We start from the raw sequence: 16,502 nt of genomic DNA, 5'->3' as shown, positions 1-16,502 counted from the left end.
CCGATCGTGCCGGGTACGGGCAACAACCGCACTACCGCTTCGACGACTCCGCGTCCAGGCGGGCCCGCAGGGCGTCCAGCTCGGCCCAGAGGACACCGGGCAGCTTGTCGCCGAACTTCTCGAACCACTCGGTGACCAGGGGCAGCTCACGCCGCCACTCCTCCGGGTCGACCTTCAGGGCGATCCGGACGTCCTCCGGGGTCATGTCCAGGCCCTCGATGTCCAGGGCGTCCTGGGCGGGGACCATGCCGATCGGGGTCTCCACCGCGTCGGCGGTGCCCTCGATCCGCTCGACGACCCACTTGAGGACCCGGGAGTTCTCCCCGAAGCCCGGCCAGAGGAAGTCGCCCTCGGCGTCCTTGCGGAACCAGTTCACGTAGTAGATCTTGGGCAGCTTCGACTCGTCACCGTCGACGCCCTTGCCCATCTCGATCCAGTGACGGAAGTAGTCACCACCGTGGTACCCGATGAACGGCAGCATCGCCATCGGGTCCCGACGGACCACCCCGACCGCGCCGGAGGCGGCGGCGGTGGTCTCCGAGGAGAGCGTCGCCCCCAGGTACACGCCGTGCACCCAGTCCCGGGCCTCGGCGACCAGCGGTACGGTGTCCCGCCGCCGACCACCGAACAGGATGGCGTCGATCGGGACGCCGTTCGGGTCGTAGTAGTCCTCGGACAGGATCGGGCACTGGGTGATCGGGGTGCAGAACCGGCTGTTGGCGTGCGAGGACAGGCCCTCGCTCTCCGGGGTCCAGTCGTCGCCCTTCCAGTCGATCAGGTGGGCCGGCGGCTCGCCCATCCCCTCCCACCAGATGTCCCCGTCGTCGGTGAGCGCCACGTTGGTGAAGACGGAGTTGCCCCGGTCCAGGGTCCGCATGGCGTTGGCGTTGGTCTTCCAGTCGGTGCCGGGGGCCACGCCGAACAGGCCGTACTCCGGGTTCACCGCGTAGAGGCGACCGTCCGGGCCGAAACGCATCCAGGCGATGTCGTCGCCGATGGTCTCGACCTTCCAACCGGGCAGGGTGGGCTCCAGCATGGCCAGGTTGGTCTTGCCGCAGGCGGACGGGAAGGCACCGGCGATGTGGTACGTCTTCCCCTCCGGGGACGTGATCTTGAGGATCAGCATGTGCTCGGCGAGCCAGCCCTCGTCACGCCCCATCACGCTGGCGATCCGCAGCGAGTAGCACTTCTTGCCGAGCAGCGAGTTGCCGCCGTACCCGGAGCCGTACGACCAGATCTCCCGGCTCTCCGGGAAGTGCGAGATGTACTTGGTCTCGTTGCACGGCCACGCGACGTCCTGCTGGCCGGGGGCGAGCGGGGCACCGATGGAGTGCAGGGCGTGGACGAAGTCGGCGTCGTCGCCCATCGCCTCGAGGATCGTGGCACCCATCCGGGTCATGATCCGCATGGAGGCGACCACGTACGGGCTGTCGGTGATCTCCACACCGAACATGGGGTGCTCGGCCTCGACCGGACCCATGACGAACGGGATGACGTACATGGTCCGCCCGCGCATGCAGCCGCGGTACAGCTCGGTCATCGTCCGCTTCATCTCGGCCGGCGCCATCCAGTTGTTGGTGGGGCCGGCGTCCGCCTCGTCGACGGAGCAGATGTAGGTCCGCTCCTCGACCCGGGCGACGTCCGAGGGGTCGGTGCGGGCGTAGAACGAGTTCGGTTTCTTCTCCGGATTGAGCCGGATGAGGGTGCCGCTTTCGACCAGTTCGTCGGTGAGGCGACGCCATTCGTCGTCGGAACCGTCCACCCAGACCACGCGGTCGGGGGTGGTCAGCTCGGCGACTTCTCGGACCCAGGTGAGCAGCTTCGGGTGGGACGTGGGGGCCTGTTCGATGCCGCGAACAGTAGCCGGAGCAACCATGACACATCTCCTTGTGGTCGACGCTGACCGATCGGTGGATGCACGAGTGGTGGCGGCCGCGGGCGCGCCGTCGTCGTGAAAACCTGGGATTGCGCTCAGAGTAGACCGGGCTGCGCGGTCAGTCAGTGAGAGCGGTTGTGAAGAACTGCACAAGGTACGGCCAGACTGCGATTTCTCGATCTGATACCCACTTTCGCGCGCACTTTCACGCAAATCTTGTGGCAGTGCGTCCACCCGGTGTCGGACGCGGACGGCCCGCGTACCCCTCCCATCACCGGTGCGACCTGCGACAGCCCGTCTCTCCCTGGTGATCACGCTCCGTTCACCACCTCCACGGGTGATCTCCCCCACCCGGGGCGTCGACGACGCTCCGGTACGGCCGTGGCTGGTTACCCCGGCTGTTCGCTTCCAACCGGTACGCTCGCCCCGTGGCCGCGACGATGACCGGTGGGCAGTCAGGCGCCCCGCCGACCCGCCCGGGCCTCGTCGCATCCCTGGTCGACCGGTTCGGACACCTCGTGCGGGAGGTCGGGAAGTTCGCCACGGTGGGCGGGTTCGCCTTCGTCGTCGACTTCGCCCTCTTCAACTACCTCACCGTGGCGCACGGCATGGAGCAGGTCACCGCGAAGACGATCTCCACCGTCCTGGCTGCGACCTTCGCGTTCCTGGGCAACCGGTTCTGGACCTGGCGGCACCGCCAACGGTCGAACCCGGCCCGGGAGTACCTCCTCTTCTTCTTCTTCAACAGCGTGGGGCTGGGCATCGCGGTGTCGTGCCTGGCGATCAGCCGGTACGGCCTGGGCAGCATCTGGCCGGAGGTCTTCCAGACCGCCCTGGCCGACAACATCTCCAGCTACGTCGTCGGCACCGGACTGGGCACCCTCTTCCGCTTCTGGTCGTACCGGCGGTTCGTCTTCGTCGAAGCGGGAACCCCACCGGTCGCGGATGCGCAGCGTGACCAGACATCCGGGGCGTGACCTTCCGCCCATCTCGTCCCGGCCGACCGCACTCGGCACCGATCACTCGCCTAAGGTGTTTTCCATGCGTCTTGTTCGATTGCTGCCGGAGCGTTGGCAGAAGTTCGTCCACGAGGCGCTCAAGTTCGGCGTCGTCGGCGGAATCAACACCGTCATCAATTACGCAGTGTTCAACGCACTCGCACTGACGGTGTTCCGGGACGGTCAGCTGAAGGCGACGGTGATCGCCACCATCGTGGCGACGATCACGTCGTATCTGATGAATCGGCACTGGACGTACCGGGATCGCCCGAAATCGGCGATGCGGCGGGAATACGCCCTTTTCTTCCTGTTCAACGCCACCGGGCTGCTCATCGAGCTGGGCGTGCTGGCCCTGGCCAAGTACGGCCTGGGCGTCACCGGTCTGCTCGCACTGAACGTGGCCAAGACCGTCGGTGTCGTGCTGGCCACCCTGTTCCGGTTCTGGTCCTACCGCACCTTCGTCTTCCAACCCGCCCCGGTGGTCGCCGAGGCGGCCACCCCCGGTGCCGTCACTCCCGCTCCCGGCGCTGCCGGCACCCTGCCGCAGGGGCGACCCGCGCCCCTCGACATCAGCCCACTGACCAGCGCGCTCGACCGCGAACTGGAGGCCGGGCTCGCGGCGGACCTGCACGCCGGCACCCGCCGCGCCCCGGGACAGTAGCCACACCCCGGGGCCGGAACATCGCTCAAGAACACAAGCCACACCCCGGGGCGGAACAGCGCCCCGGGGAACAGGAGCCACGCCCGGGGCGGAGCAGCGCCCCGGGGCAGTAGGGGTCAGCGGGCGGGCGGGGTGGTCTCCGCCCCCGGAGAACGCCGGGTACGCGGCCGCCCCTCGAAGGTCTCGGCCAGGGCCTCCCGCAGCTCGCCGTCGTCCAGCGTCCGCCGGTCGTGATCGGCCTCGATCAGCTCGTACAGCTTCGTCTGGACGTGGCCGACGTCGGGCACGTCGGGCAGGACCGACTGGCCCCGCTCCCCGGCCGACTCGACGGTCAGGGTGCCGCTGCCGAACAACCTGTCGACGACACCCTGGTTCATCGAGTGGTCGTTGATCCGGCCCAACGGGATGTCCCGCCGGTCCCGGGAGAGCACGCCCCGCTGCAACAACACCCGTTCGTTGGTGAACAGGTAGTGGGTGCTCCGCCAGACCATGAACGGCCAGAGGCTCCACTTGAGCAGGGCCACCATCGCCAGTCCCGTGAGCACGGCCCAGATGATCCAGCGACCGCCGCCGTCCGGCAGGAGGATCGCCGCCGCCGACGGCACCGCCACGACGAGCACCAACACCGCGACCGGGCGGGTCAACGCCCGCCAGTGCGGGTGAAGGTGGAGCACCACGTGCTCGTCTTCGGTGAGTACCTCTTCGGGGAACGCCACGACAACCTCCTCGCGGAACGGGACGCGCTGACGGTAACCGGTCAGCGCACCCGCCCGGGTCAGCCGGTCAGCTCGCGTGTCGTGCCCCGCCACCGTCCACCCTCGGCGGACGGATCAGCCGGCAGGTCACCGCAGGTGCAGGACGTCCCCTGCGGCGAGCGGGCGGTCACCGGCGGCGGTGGACACCACGAGTCGACCGTCGGCGTCGACACCGGTCGCCTCACCGGTCAGCTCCTCACCCCCGGGCAGGAGCACCCGGACCGGACGCCCCACCGTCAGACAGGACTCCAGGTACGCCCCCCGCAGGCCACAGGCGACAGCATCACCACCGGCGTCCCGCCACCTGTCGTACCAGTCGGCCAACGACCGCAGCAGGGCCCGTACCAACGGATCCCGGTCGGTGGCCGTGGCACCGGCCAGCTGCAGGGAGGTGGCAGCGAGGCCCGTCGTCCGTTCCGGCAGCTCCTCGGCGCGCAGCGTGACGTTGAGGCCCATCCCGACCACCACGGCGGGCGGTCGACCCGCCCCGGCCGGGGAGATGCCCTCGGCGAGGATCCCGGCGCACTTGCCTCCCCCGACCAGCAGGTCGTTGGGCCACTTCAGACCGGCCTCCACCTCGGCCAACCGGGTCACCGACTCCACCAGGGCCACCCCGGCCAGCAGTGGCAGCCAGCCGTACCGGGACGTGGGGACCGGCGTCCAGTCGCGCTCGGCGACGGCCTCGGCGGGCCGGAGCAGGACGCTCGTCGCGATCCCCGCCCGGGGCGGCGACTGCCAGACCCGACCCCGTCGGCCCCGACCGGTGACCTGCCGCTCGGCGACGATCACCAGGCCCTCCGGCTCACCGGCCTGGGCCGCCTCGGCCACGTCCGCGTTCGTGGAGCCGGTCTCCACGACCAGCTCCAACCTCCGCCACGGCCCGTGCGGCGCGACGAGGGCGCGGCGCAGCCGGGCCACCGACAGGGGCGGTCGATCCAGATCGGTGTACGGCGAGCCCGGCATCCCGCCAGCCTACGGCCCTGCTGAACCATCGTTATATTGCCCTGGTGACTACCGACGCCGGGAGCAATGTGCACAGCACCGCCGGCAAGCTGGCGGACCTGGAACGACGGGTCGACGAGGCGGTCCACGCCGGCTCCGCGCGGGCGGTCGAGAAACAGCACGCCCGGGGGAAGAAGACCGCCCGGGAACGGATCGAGACGCTGCTCGACCCCGACTCCTTCGTCGAACTCGACGGGCTGGCCCGGCACCGGTCCACCACCTTCGGCCTGGACCGGACCCGCCCCTACGGCGACGGCGTGGTCACCGGCTACGGAACTGTCGACGGCCGGCAGGTCTGCGTCTTCGCCCAGGACTTCACGGTCTTCGGCGGCTCCCTCGGCGAGGTCTTCGGCGAGAAGATCGTCAAGGTGATGGACCTGGCGATGAAGATCGGTTGCCCGGTCGTGGGGATCAACGACTCCGGGGGCGCCCGGATCCAGGAGGGCGTGGTCAGTCTCGGCCTGTACGGCGACATCTTCTTCCGCAACGTCCGCGCCTCCGGGGTGATCCCGCAGATCTCGCTGGTCATGGGTCCCTGCGCGGGCGGGGCCGTCTACTCCCCGGCGGTCACCGACTTCACCGTCATGGTCGACCGGACCTCACACATGTTCATCACCGGCCCCGACGTGATCAAGACGGTCACCGGCGAGGACGTGGCGATGGAGGAGCTGGGCGGTGCCCGTACCCACAACACCCGCAGCGGCAACGCCCACTACCTGGCCGCCGACGAGGACGACGCGATCGGGTACGTCCGGGCGCTGCTGTCGTACCTCCCCTCGAACAACCTCGACGAACCGCCGGTCGTCGACGCCCCCGCCACCCTGGAGGTGACGGACGCCGACCGAGCCCTGGACACCCTGGTCCCGGACTCGACCAACCAGCCGTACGACATCGTCACGGTGGTCGAGCAGGTCCTCGACGACCGCGAGTTCCTGGAGGTCCAACCGCTCTACGCGCGCAACATCGTGGTCGGGTACGGCCGGGTCGAGGGGCGTCCGGTGGGGGTGGTGGCCAACCAGCCCCTGCACGTCGCCGGCACCCTGGACATCGCCGCCTCGGAGAAGGCCGCCCGGTTCGTCCGCACCTGCGACGCGTTCAACATCCCCGTACTCACCTTCGTGGACGTGCCCGGGTTCCTCCCCGGCACCGGCCAGGAGTGGGACGGGATCATCCGCCGGGGCGCCAAACTCATCTACGCCTACGCCGAGGCGACCGTCCCCAAGGTCACCGTGATCACCAGGAAGGCCTACGGCGGGGCGTACGACGTGATGGGCTCCAAGCACCTCGGGGCCGACCTCAACTTCGCCTGGCCGACGGCGCAGATCGCGGTGATGGGTGCCCAGGGGGCGGTGAACATCCTCTACCGCGCCGAACTGGCCGCCGCCGAGGATCCGGCCGCCCTCCGCGCCGAGAAGATCGCCGAGTACGAGGACACCCTGGCCAACCCGTACGTCGCCGCCGAACGCGGATACGTCGACGCGGTGATCGCGCCGCACGAGACGCGTACCCAGATCGTCCGTGCCCTGCGTGTCCTGCGGACCAAACGGGAGACCCTGCCGCCGAAGAAGCACGGCAACATCCCTCTGTAGGTCAACAGGTCGGTCGGGACGCCACACACATCCGCTGCGCGGCCACCCCGGCCAACCGGCGCAGCTCCTTCTCCGTGCTCTCCGGGCCGAGGCGGAGCACGGTGACCAGGTCCCCCACCCGGACCACGACGCTGTCCGTACGGTCGGAGGGGCCGAGTTGTCGCCCGTCCGACTGGTCGATCGGGGCGGTCATGGTGTGTCGCAGCAGGACCGACCCGTCACCGGCGAAGTCACGGGCCGAGACGGTGAACCGATGCGTCGCCGCCGCCTGGTACGGCCGCCCGTCGATCTCGACGTCTCCGACGCTGCGCCAGCTCGCGCAGGGGGCCATCCGGACGTCCAGGTCGGTGAAGAACCGCGTGGCGGTCTGTGGGGCGACCCGGTAGACGTCCTGCATGAGCAGCAGGTCCGGGGCCGGGCCGGTGCCCAGCAGGGTCTGGGAACGCGACAGCTGGGAGGAGACGGCCTGCGACGGCAGTCCCCGCTCCTGCCGACAGGCCTCCAGCATCGGGTTCACCTCGACCGTCTCGCCCAGGCCCAGCTCGGTGAGGTGCTCCCCCACCCCCGTCGGCAGGTCCGCCGGTTGCAGCAACGCCTGGGCCGGGATCTCCCCCGAGTCCGGCTCGGCCAGCGGCCACGTCAGGTCACCGGCGAGCGGGCCGTCGTCCAACCTCGACTGCGGTTCGGCCAGCAGCGTCGGTCCGGTCACCGTGGTCGGCGCCGACGGCAGCAGGTGCCGGGCCACGACCACCACCCCGGCTCCGGAGACCATGACCAGGACGACTGCGAAGGTCAGCAGCAGTACGCGCCGACTCCGCCACTCGCCCCGGGCGCGGATCTCCTCCGGGGCCAGCCAGCAGACCTGGCTCAGTTCGTCGCGAAGCTCCTTGACGAAGGCCGCGTCGTCACGCATCGGGTACCCCCTCCACGTCGGTGAGCAGCCCGGCCAGCGCAGCCCGTCCCCGGTGCAGCCGGGCCTTGACCGTGCCGACCGGGGCGGCGGTCTCCCGGGCCACCTCCGCGACCGGCAGACCGACCAGGTAGTACAGGGCGATGGCGACGCGCTGCTCCTCGGGAAGCTGACGCAGGGCGGCGACCACAGCGACCGAGTCGGCGTTCGGGCCGGGCACCGACTCGACCGCCCCGTGCCGCAGGTACGCCCGGGCCCGGCTGCGCAGGCTGCGCCACCGGCTCACCGCGATCCGGGTGGCCACCACCCGGGTCCAGGCCTCCGGGTCGTCGTACCTGTGCACGGTCGGCCACCGCTGCCAGGCCCGGATGTACGCCTCCTGGACCGCATCCTGCGCCTCGGTGAGGTTCCCGGTGAGCGAGTAGACGAAGCCCAGGAGGCGACTACGGCTCCCCCGGTAGAACTCGTCGAATCCGTCGACGTCCGACACCCGCACCTCCTGCGTGCCATCGCTGTCCACACGCGCGGTGCCTGTCGTCCGGTTGCCGGCGTGTCGAGATTCGGTCAGTCGAGTAGCCCGGAACCGGCCAGGAGCGGGCCTGCGAGCAGGTTCGCCCCGACGACGAGCGCACCCAGGTTGACCAGTCCGAAGAACGCCACCCAGAACACCGCAGGCAGCGGGGTGAGACCGGCCAACTGGTCGGCGTCGGACTCCGGCAGCCGCCCCCGGGTCCGCATCCGCTGGAGTTCGACGACCGGCCGTACCCCGCCGAGCAGCAGGAACCACACACCCGTCCAGGCGAAGGCGGCCTGGACCTGCGGTGGGGCGTACCAGGACACGGCGAGCACCACCCCGCCGGTGACCAGTAGCGACACCACGCCGAAGACGTTGCGGATCAGCACCAGCATGGCCAGCAGGAGCGCCACGACGATCCAGAGCAGCAGGGTGATCCGGTTCCCGCCGAGCAGCACCGCCCCGGCCAACCCGACCAGGGACGGGGCCACGTACCCGGCGAGGAGGGTGAAGATCATCCCCGGGCCGGTGGGACGCCCGGCGGAGAGGGTGAGCCCCGAGGTGTCCGAGTGCAGCCGGATACCGCGCAGCTTCCGCCCGGTGAGCAGGGCGGCCAGCGCGTGCCCACCCTCGTGGGCGATGGTGATCGCGTTACGGGCGATCCGCCACGGCATACGGGCGGCCACGACCACCAGGGCCACGGCGGCGGTGAGCAGGACCAGGAGTGGGGGCGGGTCGGGCTGGGCGCTGAGCAGCCGTTCCCAGAGGGAGGCGAGGCCGTCGATCAGGGGCATGGCCCGCGAGCCTACCGTCCGGTCCTGTGTCGCTCCCGCCCCGCCGACTCGTATCGTGGGAGCCTGACCGTCTGGCGACCGGAGTCGGAGGTGCAAGCAGGTGACCGCAGCCCCGCTGGAACCCCACGTCGGCCCCTGGACCGAGGCCGAGTACCTCGCCATGGACGCCAACGCCAACCGGATCGAACTGCTCGACGGGAGCCTGATCGTGAGCCCGGCCCCTAGCAAGCGGCACCAGCGGATGTCTCGTCTGTTGGCGAACCGTCTCGACGCTGCCGCCGGCTCTCTCCTGGTCTTCGAGGCGGTGAACGTCCGGCTCGGCCTCGACCGGATCGTCATTACGGACATCGTGGTGGCCGACACCGACGACGAGGGAACGGTGGTGGAGGCCGGAGAGGTCGCCCTGGTCGCGGAGATCGTCTCTCCCGGGAACGCCGCCGCCGACCGAGTGGTCAAGATGCAGCTCTACGCCCTCGCCCGGATCCCCTGGTACCTGCTGGTCGAGCAGGACGGTGACAGCCACTCGCTGCGCCTGTTCCGGTTGGACGGCCGACACTACGTCGAGGACCAGGTCGCCAAGGCCGGCGAGGAACTTGTCGTCACCGAGCCGTTCCGTTGGCGGCTCGACCCGGCAGCACTGAGCTGACCTGCAGCGTCGCGAGGGCGGCGGAGCCGTCGAGGGGCCGCCGACGCGCCGAGGACCGGACGGGGCTCGGCGCGTCGGTTGGATCGTCGGATCAGGACCGGCGGCGTCGGGTGACCGGGGCCATGGTCGTCACGGGGATCGCCGCCGGGCGGCTGCGGGCGAGACCACCACGGCGTACCAGCAGCCATCCCGCCAGCACGAACGCGGTCGCGGTCACGGCACCCAGCACCGCGATCATTGTCGGCATTCCGGCAGCGACCAGCAGCATGGCCATGAGACCCCACAGTGCCACGCAGGGCTTGCTCACTCGGTGTCGGTAACTCATCTTCGGTCGCACCTCCCTCCGTCTTGGGAGGTGAGATACCCAATGAGGTGCCGATCCATGCGGATCATCTGCGCACCGGGGCAGATTCCGTGATCAGTTCCGTCGGTCGGGCACGAATCCCCGGGCGATGACGTCGAAGGCGGCCAGTTGCTCCGACCACTCCCGGTCGGCGACCTCCCAGCGCATCGCGTACCCCCGGTTGGTGGCGGTGACGAAGCCCCGGTTGCGGACCCGGATCCGGGTGTCGTCGCGGGTCTCCCGCCACTCCCAGTCCGCGCACTCGCGGAAGTAGTCGCAGCGCTCGATGCTGATGTACTGGTAGTTGCGGACGTAGTCACGACGCGCCGGCTCCAACGCACGCCAGTCCGCGACCGCGTCGTCCTTCGGGGAGCTGGTCCACTGCATGAACAGCTCGCCGACGCCCCCGCGCTCCTTGAAGGTGGCGCTGTCGGAGCTGCTGCCGGTCTTGCGCCAGCCCTCCGGCAGCGGCACGCTGAACCCGGCCGGATCCCGGTGCAGGGTCCACCCCGGGGGCAGACCCGGCTGGGCCGACGCGCTCGGTGAGGGGCTGACCACCGACGGGCTGGGCGACGGAGTCGGGCTGGGACTGGGGGCCGCGCTGGTCGGGGCCGGTGGTGCTGCCGGTTCCGAGGCCGGTGCGCTCGACGCGCCGGTGGTGGCCGCCGCCCGTTCGTCGGCACCGCGCGGCTCGTCCTCACGGGACAGCAGGGGTACGACGACAGCGAGTCCGATCAGCAGGACCAGGACGACAGCACCGATCAGCAGGTTCCGTCGGCCGAGCCGCCCCACCGGTCCGAGCCGGGTCGGCGTGCCGGACGGCACCTGGGCCCGCCCGGTCGACACCCCCGCAGCCGGTGGCAGGACGGAGGTGGGCGCACCGGGGCCGTCGGCCGTCGACGGTCCGGGCCGCGAGTCGATCCGGGTGTCGTCGACGGAGCCCCCGGCCAGGACGGCAGGCGATCCGTCCTTCGTGGCCGCCGGGTCGGACCCCGTACCCGTCGAGGAGAGCTTCGTCGTGGCGTCGGCTCCGGCCGACGGCGTACGCGTCGTCGCCTCGGCCGTCGCCGTCAGGTCGGCGTCGGTCGACGGCGCGGCAGTGGGCTCGGCACCGGTGGAGGTCGGCGTACCGCCGCCCACCGCCGACGTCGACCCGGCGTCGCCACCGACGGTGCCCGACCCACCGGTGTCGCCCCCCGACGGGAGTTTCGTGGTCGGGTCGGCGTCCGCCGGAGGTCTCGTGGTCGGGTCACCGGCGTCCTGGGGCTTCGCCGGGGACGGCACCTTGGCGGTGGCACCCACCGCCGCCCCGGCCGCCAGGGCCGCCGGCTTGGCCGTCCTGCCCCGCCCGGTCTGCTTCCCGGACGCCTCCTGGGTCGGCTGCTCACCGGCCGGTCGGGGCGCGGGGACCACCAGGGGGCGCGGCTCACGGGGACCGTTCGGCCCCGGACGGCGTACGCCGTCGAGCAGCGGGATCGTCCGGGTCCGCTTCCCACCGGCCCGCCGCAGCAGCCGCTCGGCGACCTCCGCGCTGATCCGTTCCTTCGGGTCCTTCTTCAACAACCCGTTGAGGACCGCCTTCAGTGGGCCGGCGTTCTTCGGCGGGGGCACCGGTTCGGTGGCCAGCGCCGCGAGGGTGGCGATCGCCGACGAACGGGCGTACGGGGACTTGCCCTCGGTGGCGGCGTAGAGCGTCGCCCCCAACGACCAGAGGTCGGCCTCCGGCCCGGTCGTGCCGTCCCGCGCCCGCTCCGGCGCGATGTACGCGGGCGAGCCGAGCACCATTCCGGTACGCGTCACGTTCGGGTCACCGGGGATCGTGGCCAGCCCGAAGTCGGTCAGCACCACCCGCCCGTCCTCGCCGAGCAGCACGTTTCCCGGCTTGATGTCCCGGTGCATCACCCCGGCCTTGTGCGCCGACTTCAACGCACCGAGCACCCCGAGTCCGATCTCCACCGCCCGGGCCGCCGACACCGGACCGTCCTTGGCGATGGCGTCCTGCAACGACCTCGACGCGACGTACTCCATGACGATCCACGGGTCGCCGTCGGTGCGCAGGACGTCGAAGATGCGTACCACGTTGGCGTGGTTGAGTCGGGCGATGGCACGGGCCTCGCGAAGCGAACGCTCCCGCATCTCGCGGCGCTCGTCGTCGGTGAGGGCCGGCGGCGGAACGAGTTCCTTGATCGCCACGTCCCGGTGGAGCACCTCGTCGCGGGCCTTCCACACCCGACCCATACCGCCCTGACCGAGCGGCGAAATCAGCCGATATCGGTTGGCGACGAGTTGGGACTGCGCGTCAGACATCGCCAGAGACGCTACCCGGCGGCCGAGATTCGCACATCGGCGGCACGCCCTGTTCCGCGAAGATCAGCTTGTCGACGCGTACCCTCGGGTGCTATGTCCGCTGAGGAACCGCTGTTCCGGGTCGTCCGGGGTACGCCCACCGCGGAGGAACTGGCCGCGCTGGTGGGCGTACTGACCTCCCGGTCGGTGCCGACCGCCGCACCGAGCCTCACGACCCCCTCGACCTGGGCGCGGAGCGCCCGACCGGCGTCCGCCACACCCCGCCCCGGCCCGAACGCGTGGCGAACCTCCGGACGGCCCCGCTGAACCACCCGGAACGGGACTGCCGGGGGATGCCCTGACCCGCTAACCTCACCGACGGAGACAACGCGGTGACAGTGCGGAGGCTCGATGATTCCGGAAGAGGACCGTCCGGCGTCCTGGATGAGCAGCTACGGCGCGATCGAAGCCGACATCCGGCGGATGCGTGAGTTCGCCGACAAACTCGACGCGGAGGTGCGACGCAACTACACGCCGCACCTGTCGTACATCGCCGACGACATGCAGGTGCCGGTCCCCAACCCGGCCGATGCCTTCTTCGAACTGGTCAGCTTCCTTCAGGCTCACCACGAGACCCAGCAGGCCGCCACCAACATGATCTGGGCCGCCGGCGGGCACACCGGCCGGCTCGCCGAGGCCGCCGGCCGGGTGGCCGACCGGTACCGGGAGGCCGACGCGTTCGCCGCCGCCCGGGTGACCGACGTGGAGGGGGCGCTCACCCAGGCCCGGTTCACCGACGTGCCGTCCCCCGCACCCCACCTGGCCGACCCCACAGGTCCCACCCCCTCCGATCCCATCGGCCCCACCCCCTCCGCCCCGGTGGTGGTGCAACCATGATCGAGCGGGGCAACGGACGGGCCGACCTCACCGCCTGGCACCTGATGAGCCTGCCCAACATGTGGGCCTGCCTCCAGGACCAGGACACCACCAACCACTGGCGGCACGTCACCGGCTGGCGCAAGATCTGCGACCTGTCCGCCGCCCACCTCGGCCATCTGAGGGAATACCGGCGCGGGCTCGCCGAGGCGTGGCCCCCGGAGAGCAACGCCGCCGCCCGCGCCTACGTCGGCGAGCTGGACCGCCTCATCACCCGCGTCCAACACACCCACGACGCGGCAGTGGCCAACCACAGGTCACTCTCCGCCGCCCTGCACGCCATCACCACCAGCCGAGCCCAGATCAAGACCCTCCACGACGAGTACGCGGTCAAATCCCGCGACAAGAAGGCGTACGAGGAGATCCTGGCCGACCCGAAAGCAGTCGCCGGGAGTCGGATGCCCGACCGTCCTCCCGTGACCGACGCCGACCTGGAGCGCCTGAACGCCCGCGCCCGAGTCGTCATGTACGGCCTCAGCACCGAACTCAACCAAGCCCAAGCCGCCCTCCAAAAACCTCCACCTGCATCCAGAGGAAACCCCGGTGCTAGCCATGCAGATCGAGACGTTTACACGCCCACCGACTCTCCCATAATCCCTCCCATTGTCCCTGCTCCGATCTCGGCATTTAACCGCGCCGCACCACCACTGACCACCTCCAGCTCGAATCAAGGAACTGCCACGCCCCCTGCCCCTAATATCGGATCAGAGAACGGCAGCTCCACTGCCCACGCCAGGACGGGAGTTGGACCAATTCTTGGCGGATCCGGAGCAGGTGCAGCAACACTCCCCAGCTTCCCACACCCTTCACCACCTATCAACACATCACCCAACAGCTCCATCCTTCCGGTCTCAGCCACTCCTCCCGTCATATCACCCGGACCAAATACACCCTTCAACAAGCCCGGCTCCCCAACCGCGCCAGATCCATTAAGACGTGTCGAAAAGAGCAACCTCGGCACCCCGGCACATCCGCAGCAAATGACAACCACCTCAAGAGCGGCACCCACTAGCGGCATTATTGGCACACCTCCTGCCGCAGGCATTGGGCAGCCGACTGCAGGTAGGCCCACAAGTCGGCAAGTCAATCCAATCGGCGGCGTCATCGGCGGAGCGGGTAACAGCGCTAGCCGAACTGGTCAGTTGAACAGCTTCCCGGGAACGCCCGGAGTCGTGAGCGGATCCAGCATCGGAGGCAACCAGAGTCGCATTCGCTCAAGAGAGACAAATGCACATACCTGGGATGCGGACAACCCCTGGGAGGTCGATCAAGGAGTTGCGCCGGTGGTTCGAGCACCAGAAGAGCGTGGCCCAATTGATCCAGGACCAGCAATTGGCCTCAACCGGTGAACTGGCAAACGACTTACAGCTTGGGCATATCCGCCCTAGCTGCGACGCTATTCTTGCATATAGGATCCGCGCCAGCGATTGCCAGCAGCATAGATAGCGTGGATCGAATACGAGAGGATCAGTGGCATCTTCACTATCTAAGAATTTCGGAGGCACACAAATTCTCTAAAGGAGAAGGGGTTACTGTCGCAGTACCGGACACAGGACTCGACCCCCACCCCGACCTTAACCGAAACGTCACACCCGGCACCGACCTCACCCGCAGCAACGGCAATGGTCTAGTTGACCAAGACAGCCATGGAACAGGCATGGCGGGATTGATTGCAGCGTCGGGGCTAGATAACAATCGTGGGGCACTCGGCATCGCTCCGAGATCCAAGGTCTTACCGGTGCGAACAAAGGTGACGAACGAAGATGGAGACAGCGATCTTCTAGCCGCTGGAATAACATTTGCCGCAAAACAGAGCGTAGACGTGATTAGCGTCTCCTCCATAGCAGAGCCGACCACCAAACTCCAAAAGGCGCTAGACGTCGCCGTGGGGGCGGACATCGTAGTGGTTGCTGCCGCCGGGAACCGCCCCCGCGACAACGAGGTAAAATTCCCAGCCGCGCATCCAAACGTAATTGCAGTCGGCGGAATCGACCGGAACGGAGAACACGTCGACTTCTCGGTAAGCGGGCCAGAGTTGGACGTCTCCGCTCCTGCTGTCGATATTTACAGCACCTCCTACGCCGGAAAATACCGAAAAGGCACCGGCACCTCCGAGGCCACGGCGATCGTGGCGGGGGCGGTGGCGTTGATTCGGGCCAGGTTTCCCTCGTTACCGGCACGTGAGGTCGTACACCGGTTGACGGCGACCGCGGTCGACAAGGGGCCACCCGGTCGCGACGACCAGTACGGCCACGGTGTGATCGACCTGGTCGCGGCGCTGACTGCGGACGTACCACCGTTGGGGTCGGTGCCGACGGCGGACCCGCCGGCGGGTGACGGACCGACAGTGACGACTGACGTCGCGGTGGGCGACGGACCCGGGGCGAAGGGGTCCGGTGAAGACGGCTCGGGGGTACGGGGCTGGGTCACCCTCGGGGTTCTGTTGGCGGCCGGTGGTGGGTGGGCGTACGTGGTGAGACGTCGACGAAGTGGCGATGACCCGCCACCCCGGATCAGCCGGTAGGTTCGGCGACGTGCCGAACTTGATGCCGCTCCGTCTGGTGCTCGCCTCGGCGAGCCCTGCCCGCCGTAAGCTGCTGCAGGCCGCCGGGATCGAACCCGACGTGCTGGTCAGCGGGGTCGACGAGTCCCAGGTGGTCAGTGACCGGGCTGAGGAACTCTGTCTGGAACTCGCCAGGCGCAAGGCCGAGGCGGTGCTCGATCGGCTCCGCGAGGGCGACGAGCGGACGCTGGTGATCGGGTGCGACTCGGTGCTCGGCTTCGACGGGGAGATTCTCGGCAAACCGGCAGACGCGGCGGATGCGACCGACCGGTGGCGGCGGATGCGGGGGCGCAGCGGGGTACTGCACACCGGGCACTGTCTGATCGACGTCGCCGCAGGTCGGCGCAGCGAAGCGGTCGCCTCGACGGTGGTGCACTTCGCGGCGGTCAGTGACGAGGAGATCGCCGCGTACGTCGGGACCGGTGAACCCCTCGCCGTGGCGGGGGCGTTCACGATCGACGGGATCGGCGGGCCGTTCCTGGATCGGATCGACGGGGCCCCGAGCACGGTGGTGGGGCTGTCGTTGCCGCTGCTGCGCCGGCTCCTCGCCGACCTCGACCTGAGCATCGTCGATCTCTGGACGAAGGATGAGGCAAACAGCCAGATCGGGCATCCGCTCGGCTAACGTC

Annotated in this window: 16 protein-coding genes; 8 read left to right on the top strand and 8 right to left on the bottom strand. The window is 69.5% G+C overall.

All coding sequences use genetic code 11. The annotated features are described in order from the left end of the window. Window positions 1-31: 31 nt before the first annotated feature. On the bottom strand, window positions 32-1,876 hold the full coding sequence (locus WHN02_RS08800) for a phosphoenolpyruvate carboxykinase (GTP) (protein ID WP_434742879.1): 1,845 nt from the start codon (window positions 1,874-1,876) through the stop codon (window positions 32-34). Between the two features lie 440 nt (window positions 1,877-2,316). On the opposite strand from WHN02_RS08800, the gene WHN02_RS08795 reads away from it, so the two are divergent. Together WHN02_RS08795 and WHN02_RS08790 are read left to right on the top strand one after the other, a co-directional pair. Beyond that, a complete protein-coding gene (locus tag WHN02_RS08795; protein ID WP_434743880.1) occupies window positions 2,317-2,853 on the top strand; it encodes a GtrA family protein in 537 nt (178 codons plus the stop codon). 64 nt (window positions 2,854-2,917) lie between these two features. Beyond that, window positions 2,918-3,535, top strand: a complete 618-nt coding sequence (locus WHN02_RS08790) for a GtrA family protein (protein WP_434742878.1) — start codon at window positions 2,918-2,920, stop codon at window positions 3,533-3,535. Window positions 3,536-3,651: 116 nt separating this feature from the next. On the opposite strand, the gene WHN02_RS08785 is transcribed toward WHN02_RS08790, so the two are convergent. After that, the gene (locus WHN02_RS08785) at window positions 3,652-4,251 is read right to left on the bottom strand and encodes a PH domain-containing protein (protein ID WP_434742877.1); all 600 of its coding nucleotides are present in this window, start codon (window positions 4,249-4,251) and stop codon (window positions 3,652-3,654) included. Window positions 4,252-4,377: 126 nt separating this feature from the next. Further along, window positions 4,378-5,253, bottom strand: a complete 876-nt coding sequence (locus WHN02_RS08780) for a biotin--[acetyl-CoA-carboxylase] ligase (RefSeq protein WP_434742876.1) — start codon at window positions 5,251-5,253, stop codon at window positions 4,378-4,380. A 44-nt stretch (window positions 5,254-5,297) separates the two neighbouring features. Between WHN02_RS08780 and WHN02_RS08775 the strand changes: the two genes are divergently transcribed. Beyond that, window positions 5,298-6,881 (top strand): acyl-CoA carboxylase subunit beta, encoded by a 1,584-nt coding sequence (locus WHN02_RS08775; RefSeq protein WP_434742875.1) that lies wholly within the window; start codon window positions 5,298-5,300, stop codon window positions 6,879-6,881. Window position 6,882: 1 nt separating this feature from the next. On the opposite strand, the gene WHN02_RS08770 is transcribed toward WHN02_RS08775, so the two are convergent. From WHN02_RS08770 to WHN02_RS08760, 3 genes are all read right to left on the bottom strand, one after another. Then, a complete protein-coding gene (locus WHN02_RS08770; RefSeq protein WP_434742874.1) occupies window positions 6,883-7,794 on the bottom strand; it encodes a hypothetical protein in 912 nt (303 codons plus the stop codon). Then, on the bottom strand, window positions 7,787-8,281 hold the full coding sequence (locus WHN02_RS08765; RefSeq protein WP_434742873.1) for a SigE family RNA polymerase sigma factor: 495 nt from the start codon (window positions 8,279-8,281) through the stop codon (window positions 7,787-7,789). Before WHN02_RS08765 ends, WHN02_RS08770 begins: the two co-directional genes overlap by 8 nt. 74 nt (window positions 8,282-8,355) lie before the next feature. Next, window positions 8,356-9,099 (bottom strand): M50 family metallopeptidase, encoded by a 744-nt coding sequence (locus tag WHN02_RS08760; protein ID WP_434742872.1) that lies wholly within the window; start codon window positions 9,097-9,099, stop codon window positions 8,356-8,358. 100 nt (window positions 9,100-9,199) lie between these two features. Here WHN02_RS08760 and WHN02_RS08755 point away from each other — a divergent pair, with 100 nt between their 5' ends. Next, entirely contained in the window at window positions 9,200-9,745 is a 546-nt protein-coding gene (locus tag WHN02_RS08755) for a Uma2 family endonuclease (protein ID WP_434742871.1), read from the top strand. Between the two features lie 91 nt (window positions 9,746-9,836). Here WHN02_RS08755 and WHN02_RS08750 read toward each other — a convergent pair whose 3' ends face one another. Together WHN02_RS08750 and WHN02_RS08745 are read right to left on the bottom strand one after the other, a co-directional pair. Then, window positions 9,837-10,052, bottom strand: a complete 216-nt coding sequence (locus tag WHN02_RS08750; RefSeq protein ID WP_434742870.1) for a hypothetical protein — start codon at window positions 10,050-10,052, stop codon at window positions 9,837-9,839. A 111-nt stretch (window positions 10,053-10,163) separates the two neighbouring features. Then, a complete protein-coding gene (locus WHN02_RS08745; protein ID WP_434742869.1) occupies window positions 10,164-12,395 on the bottom strand; it encodes a protein kinase domain-containing protein in 2,232 nt (743 codons plus the stop codon). A gap of 93 nt (window positions 12,396-12,488) precedes the next feature. Between WHN02_RS08745 and WHN02_RS08740 the strand changes: the two genes are divergently transcribed. From WHN02_RS08740 to WHN02_RS08725, 4 genes are all read left to right on the top strand, one after another. Continuing rightward, on the top strand, window positions 12,489-12,701 hold the full coding sequence (locus tag WHN02_RS08740; protein ID WP_434742868.1) for an acyl-CoA carboxylase subunit epsilon: 213 nt from the start codon (window positions 12,489-12,491) through the stop codon (window positions 12,699-12,701). Between the two features lie 84 nt (window positions 12,702-12,785). Then, window positions 12,786-13,271 carry a hypothetical protein gene (locus WHN02_RS08735; RefSeq protein WP_434742867.1) on the top strand — a complete coding sequence of 162 codons (486 nt, stop codon included), beginning with the start codon at window positions 12,786-12,788 and terminating at the stop codon, window positions 13,269-13,271. A gap of 1,414 nt (window positions 13,272-14,685) precedes the next feature. Beyond that, window positions 14,686-15,834, top strand: coding sequence for a S8 family serine peptidase (locus WHN02_RS08730; protein ID WP_434743879.1), 1,149 nt, complete (start codon window positions 14,686-14,688; stop codon window positions 15,832-15,834). 22 nt (window positions 15,835-15,856) lie between these two features. Continuing rightward, on the top strand, window positions 15,857-16,498 hold the full coding sequence (locus tag WHN02_RS08725; RefSeq protein WP_434743878.1) for a Maf family protein: 642 nt from the start codon (window positions 15,857-15,859) through the stop codon (window positions 16,496-16,498). Window positions 16,499-16,502 lie beyond the last annotated feature (4 nt).

The organism is Micromonospora sp. SH-82, assembly GCF_051132485.1.
GTDB lineage: Bacteria > Actinomycetota > Actinomycetes > Mycobacteriales > Micromonosporaceae > Micromonospora.
Note: the sequence above shows the minus strand (reverse complement) of the source record. Positions and strands in the feature narration are given on the sequence as shown.

Excerpts from the sequence above, each read along its gene's own strand:
- WHN02_RS08745 (WP_434742869.1), bottom strand. The coding sequence starts at position 12,395 with ATGTCTGACGCGCAGTCCCAACTCGTCGCCAACCGATATCGGCTGATT.
- WHN02_RS08770 (WP_434742874.1), bottom strand. The coding sequence starts at position 7,794 with ATGCGTGACGACGCGGCCTTCGTCAAGGAGCTTCGCGACGAACTGAGC.
- WHN02_RS08780 (WP_434742876.1), bottom strand. The coding sequence starts at position 5,253 with ATGCCGGGCTCGCCGTACACCGATCTGGATCGACCGCCCCTGTCGGTG.
- WHN02_RS08790 (WP_434742878.1), top strand. The coding sequence starts at position 2,918 with ATGCGTCTTGTTCGATTGCTGCCGGAGCGTTGGCAGAAGTTCGTCCAC.
- WHN02_RS08740 (WP_434742868.1), top strand. The coding sequence starts at position 12,489 with ATGTCCGCTGAGGAACCGCTGTTCCGGGTCGTCCGGGGTACGCCCACC.
- WHN02_RS08725 (WP_434743878.1), top strand. The coding sequence starts at position 15,857 with ATGCCGCTCCGTCTGGTGCTCGCCTCGGCGAGCCCTGCCCGCCGTAAG.
- WHN02_RS08795 (WP_434743880.1), top strand. The coding sequence starts at position 2,317 with ATGACCGGTGGGCAGTCAGGCGCCCCGCCGACCCGCCCGGGCCTCGTC.
- WHN02_RS08735 (WP_434742867.1), top strand. The coding sequence starts at position 12,786 with ATGATTCCGGAAGAGGACCGTCCGGCGTCCTGGATGAGCAGCTACGGC.
- WHN02_RS08800 (WP_434742879.1), bottom strand. The coding sequence starts at position 1,876 with ATGGTTGCTCCGGCTACTGTTCGCGGCATCGAACAGGCCCCCACGTCC.
- WHN02_RS08760 (WP_434742872.1), bottom strand. The coding sequence starts at position 9,099 with ATGCCCCTGATCGACGGCCTCGCCTCCCTCTGGGAACGGCTGCTCAGC.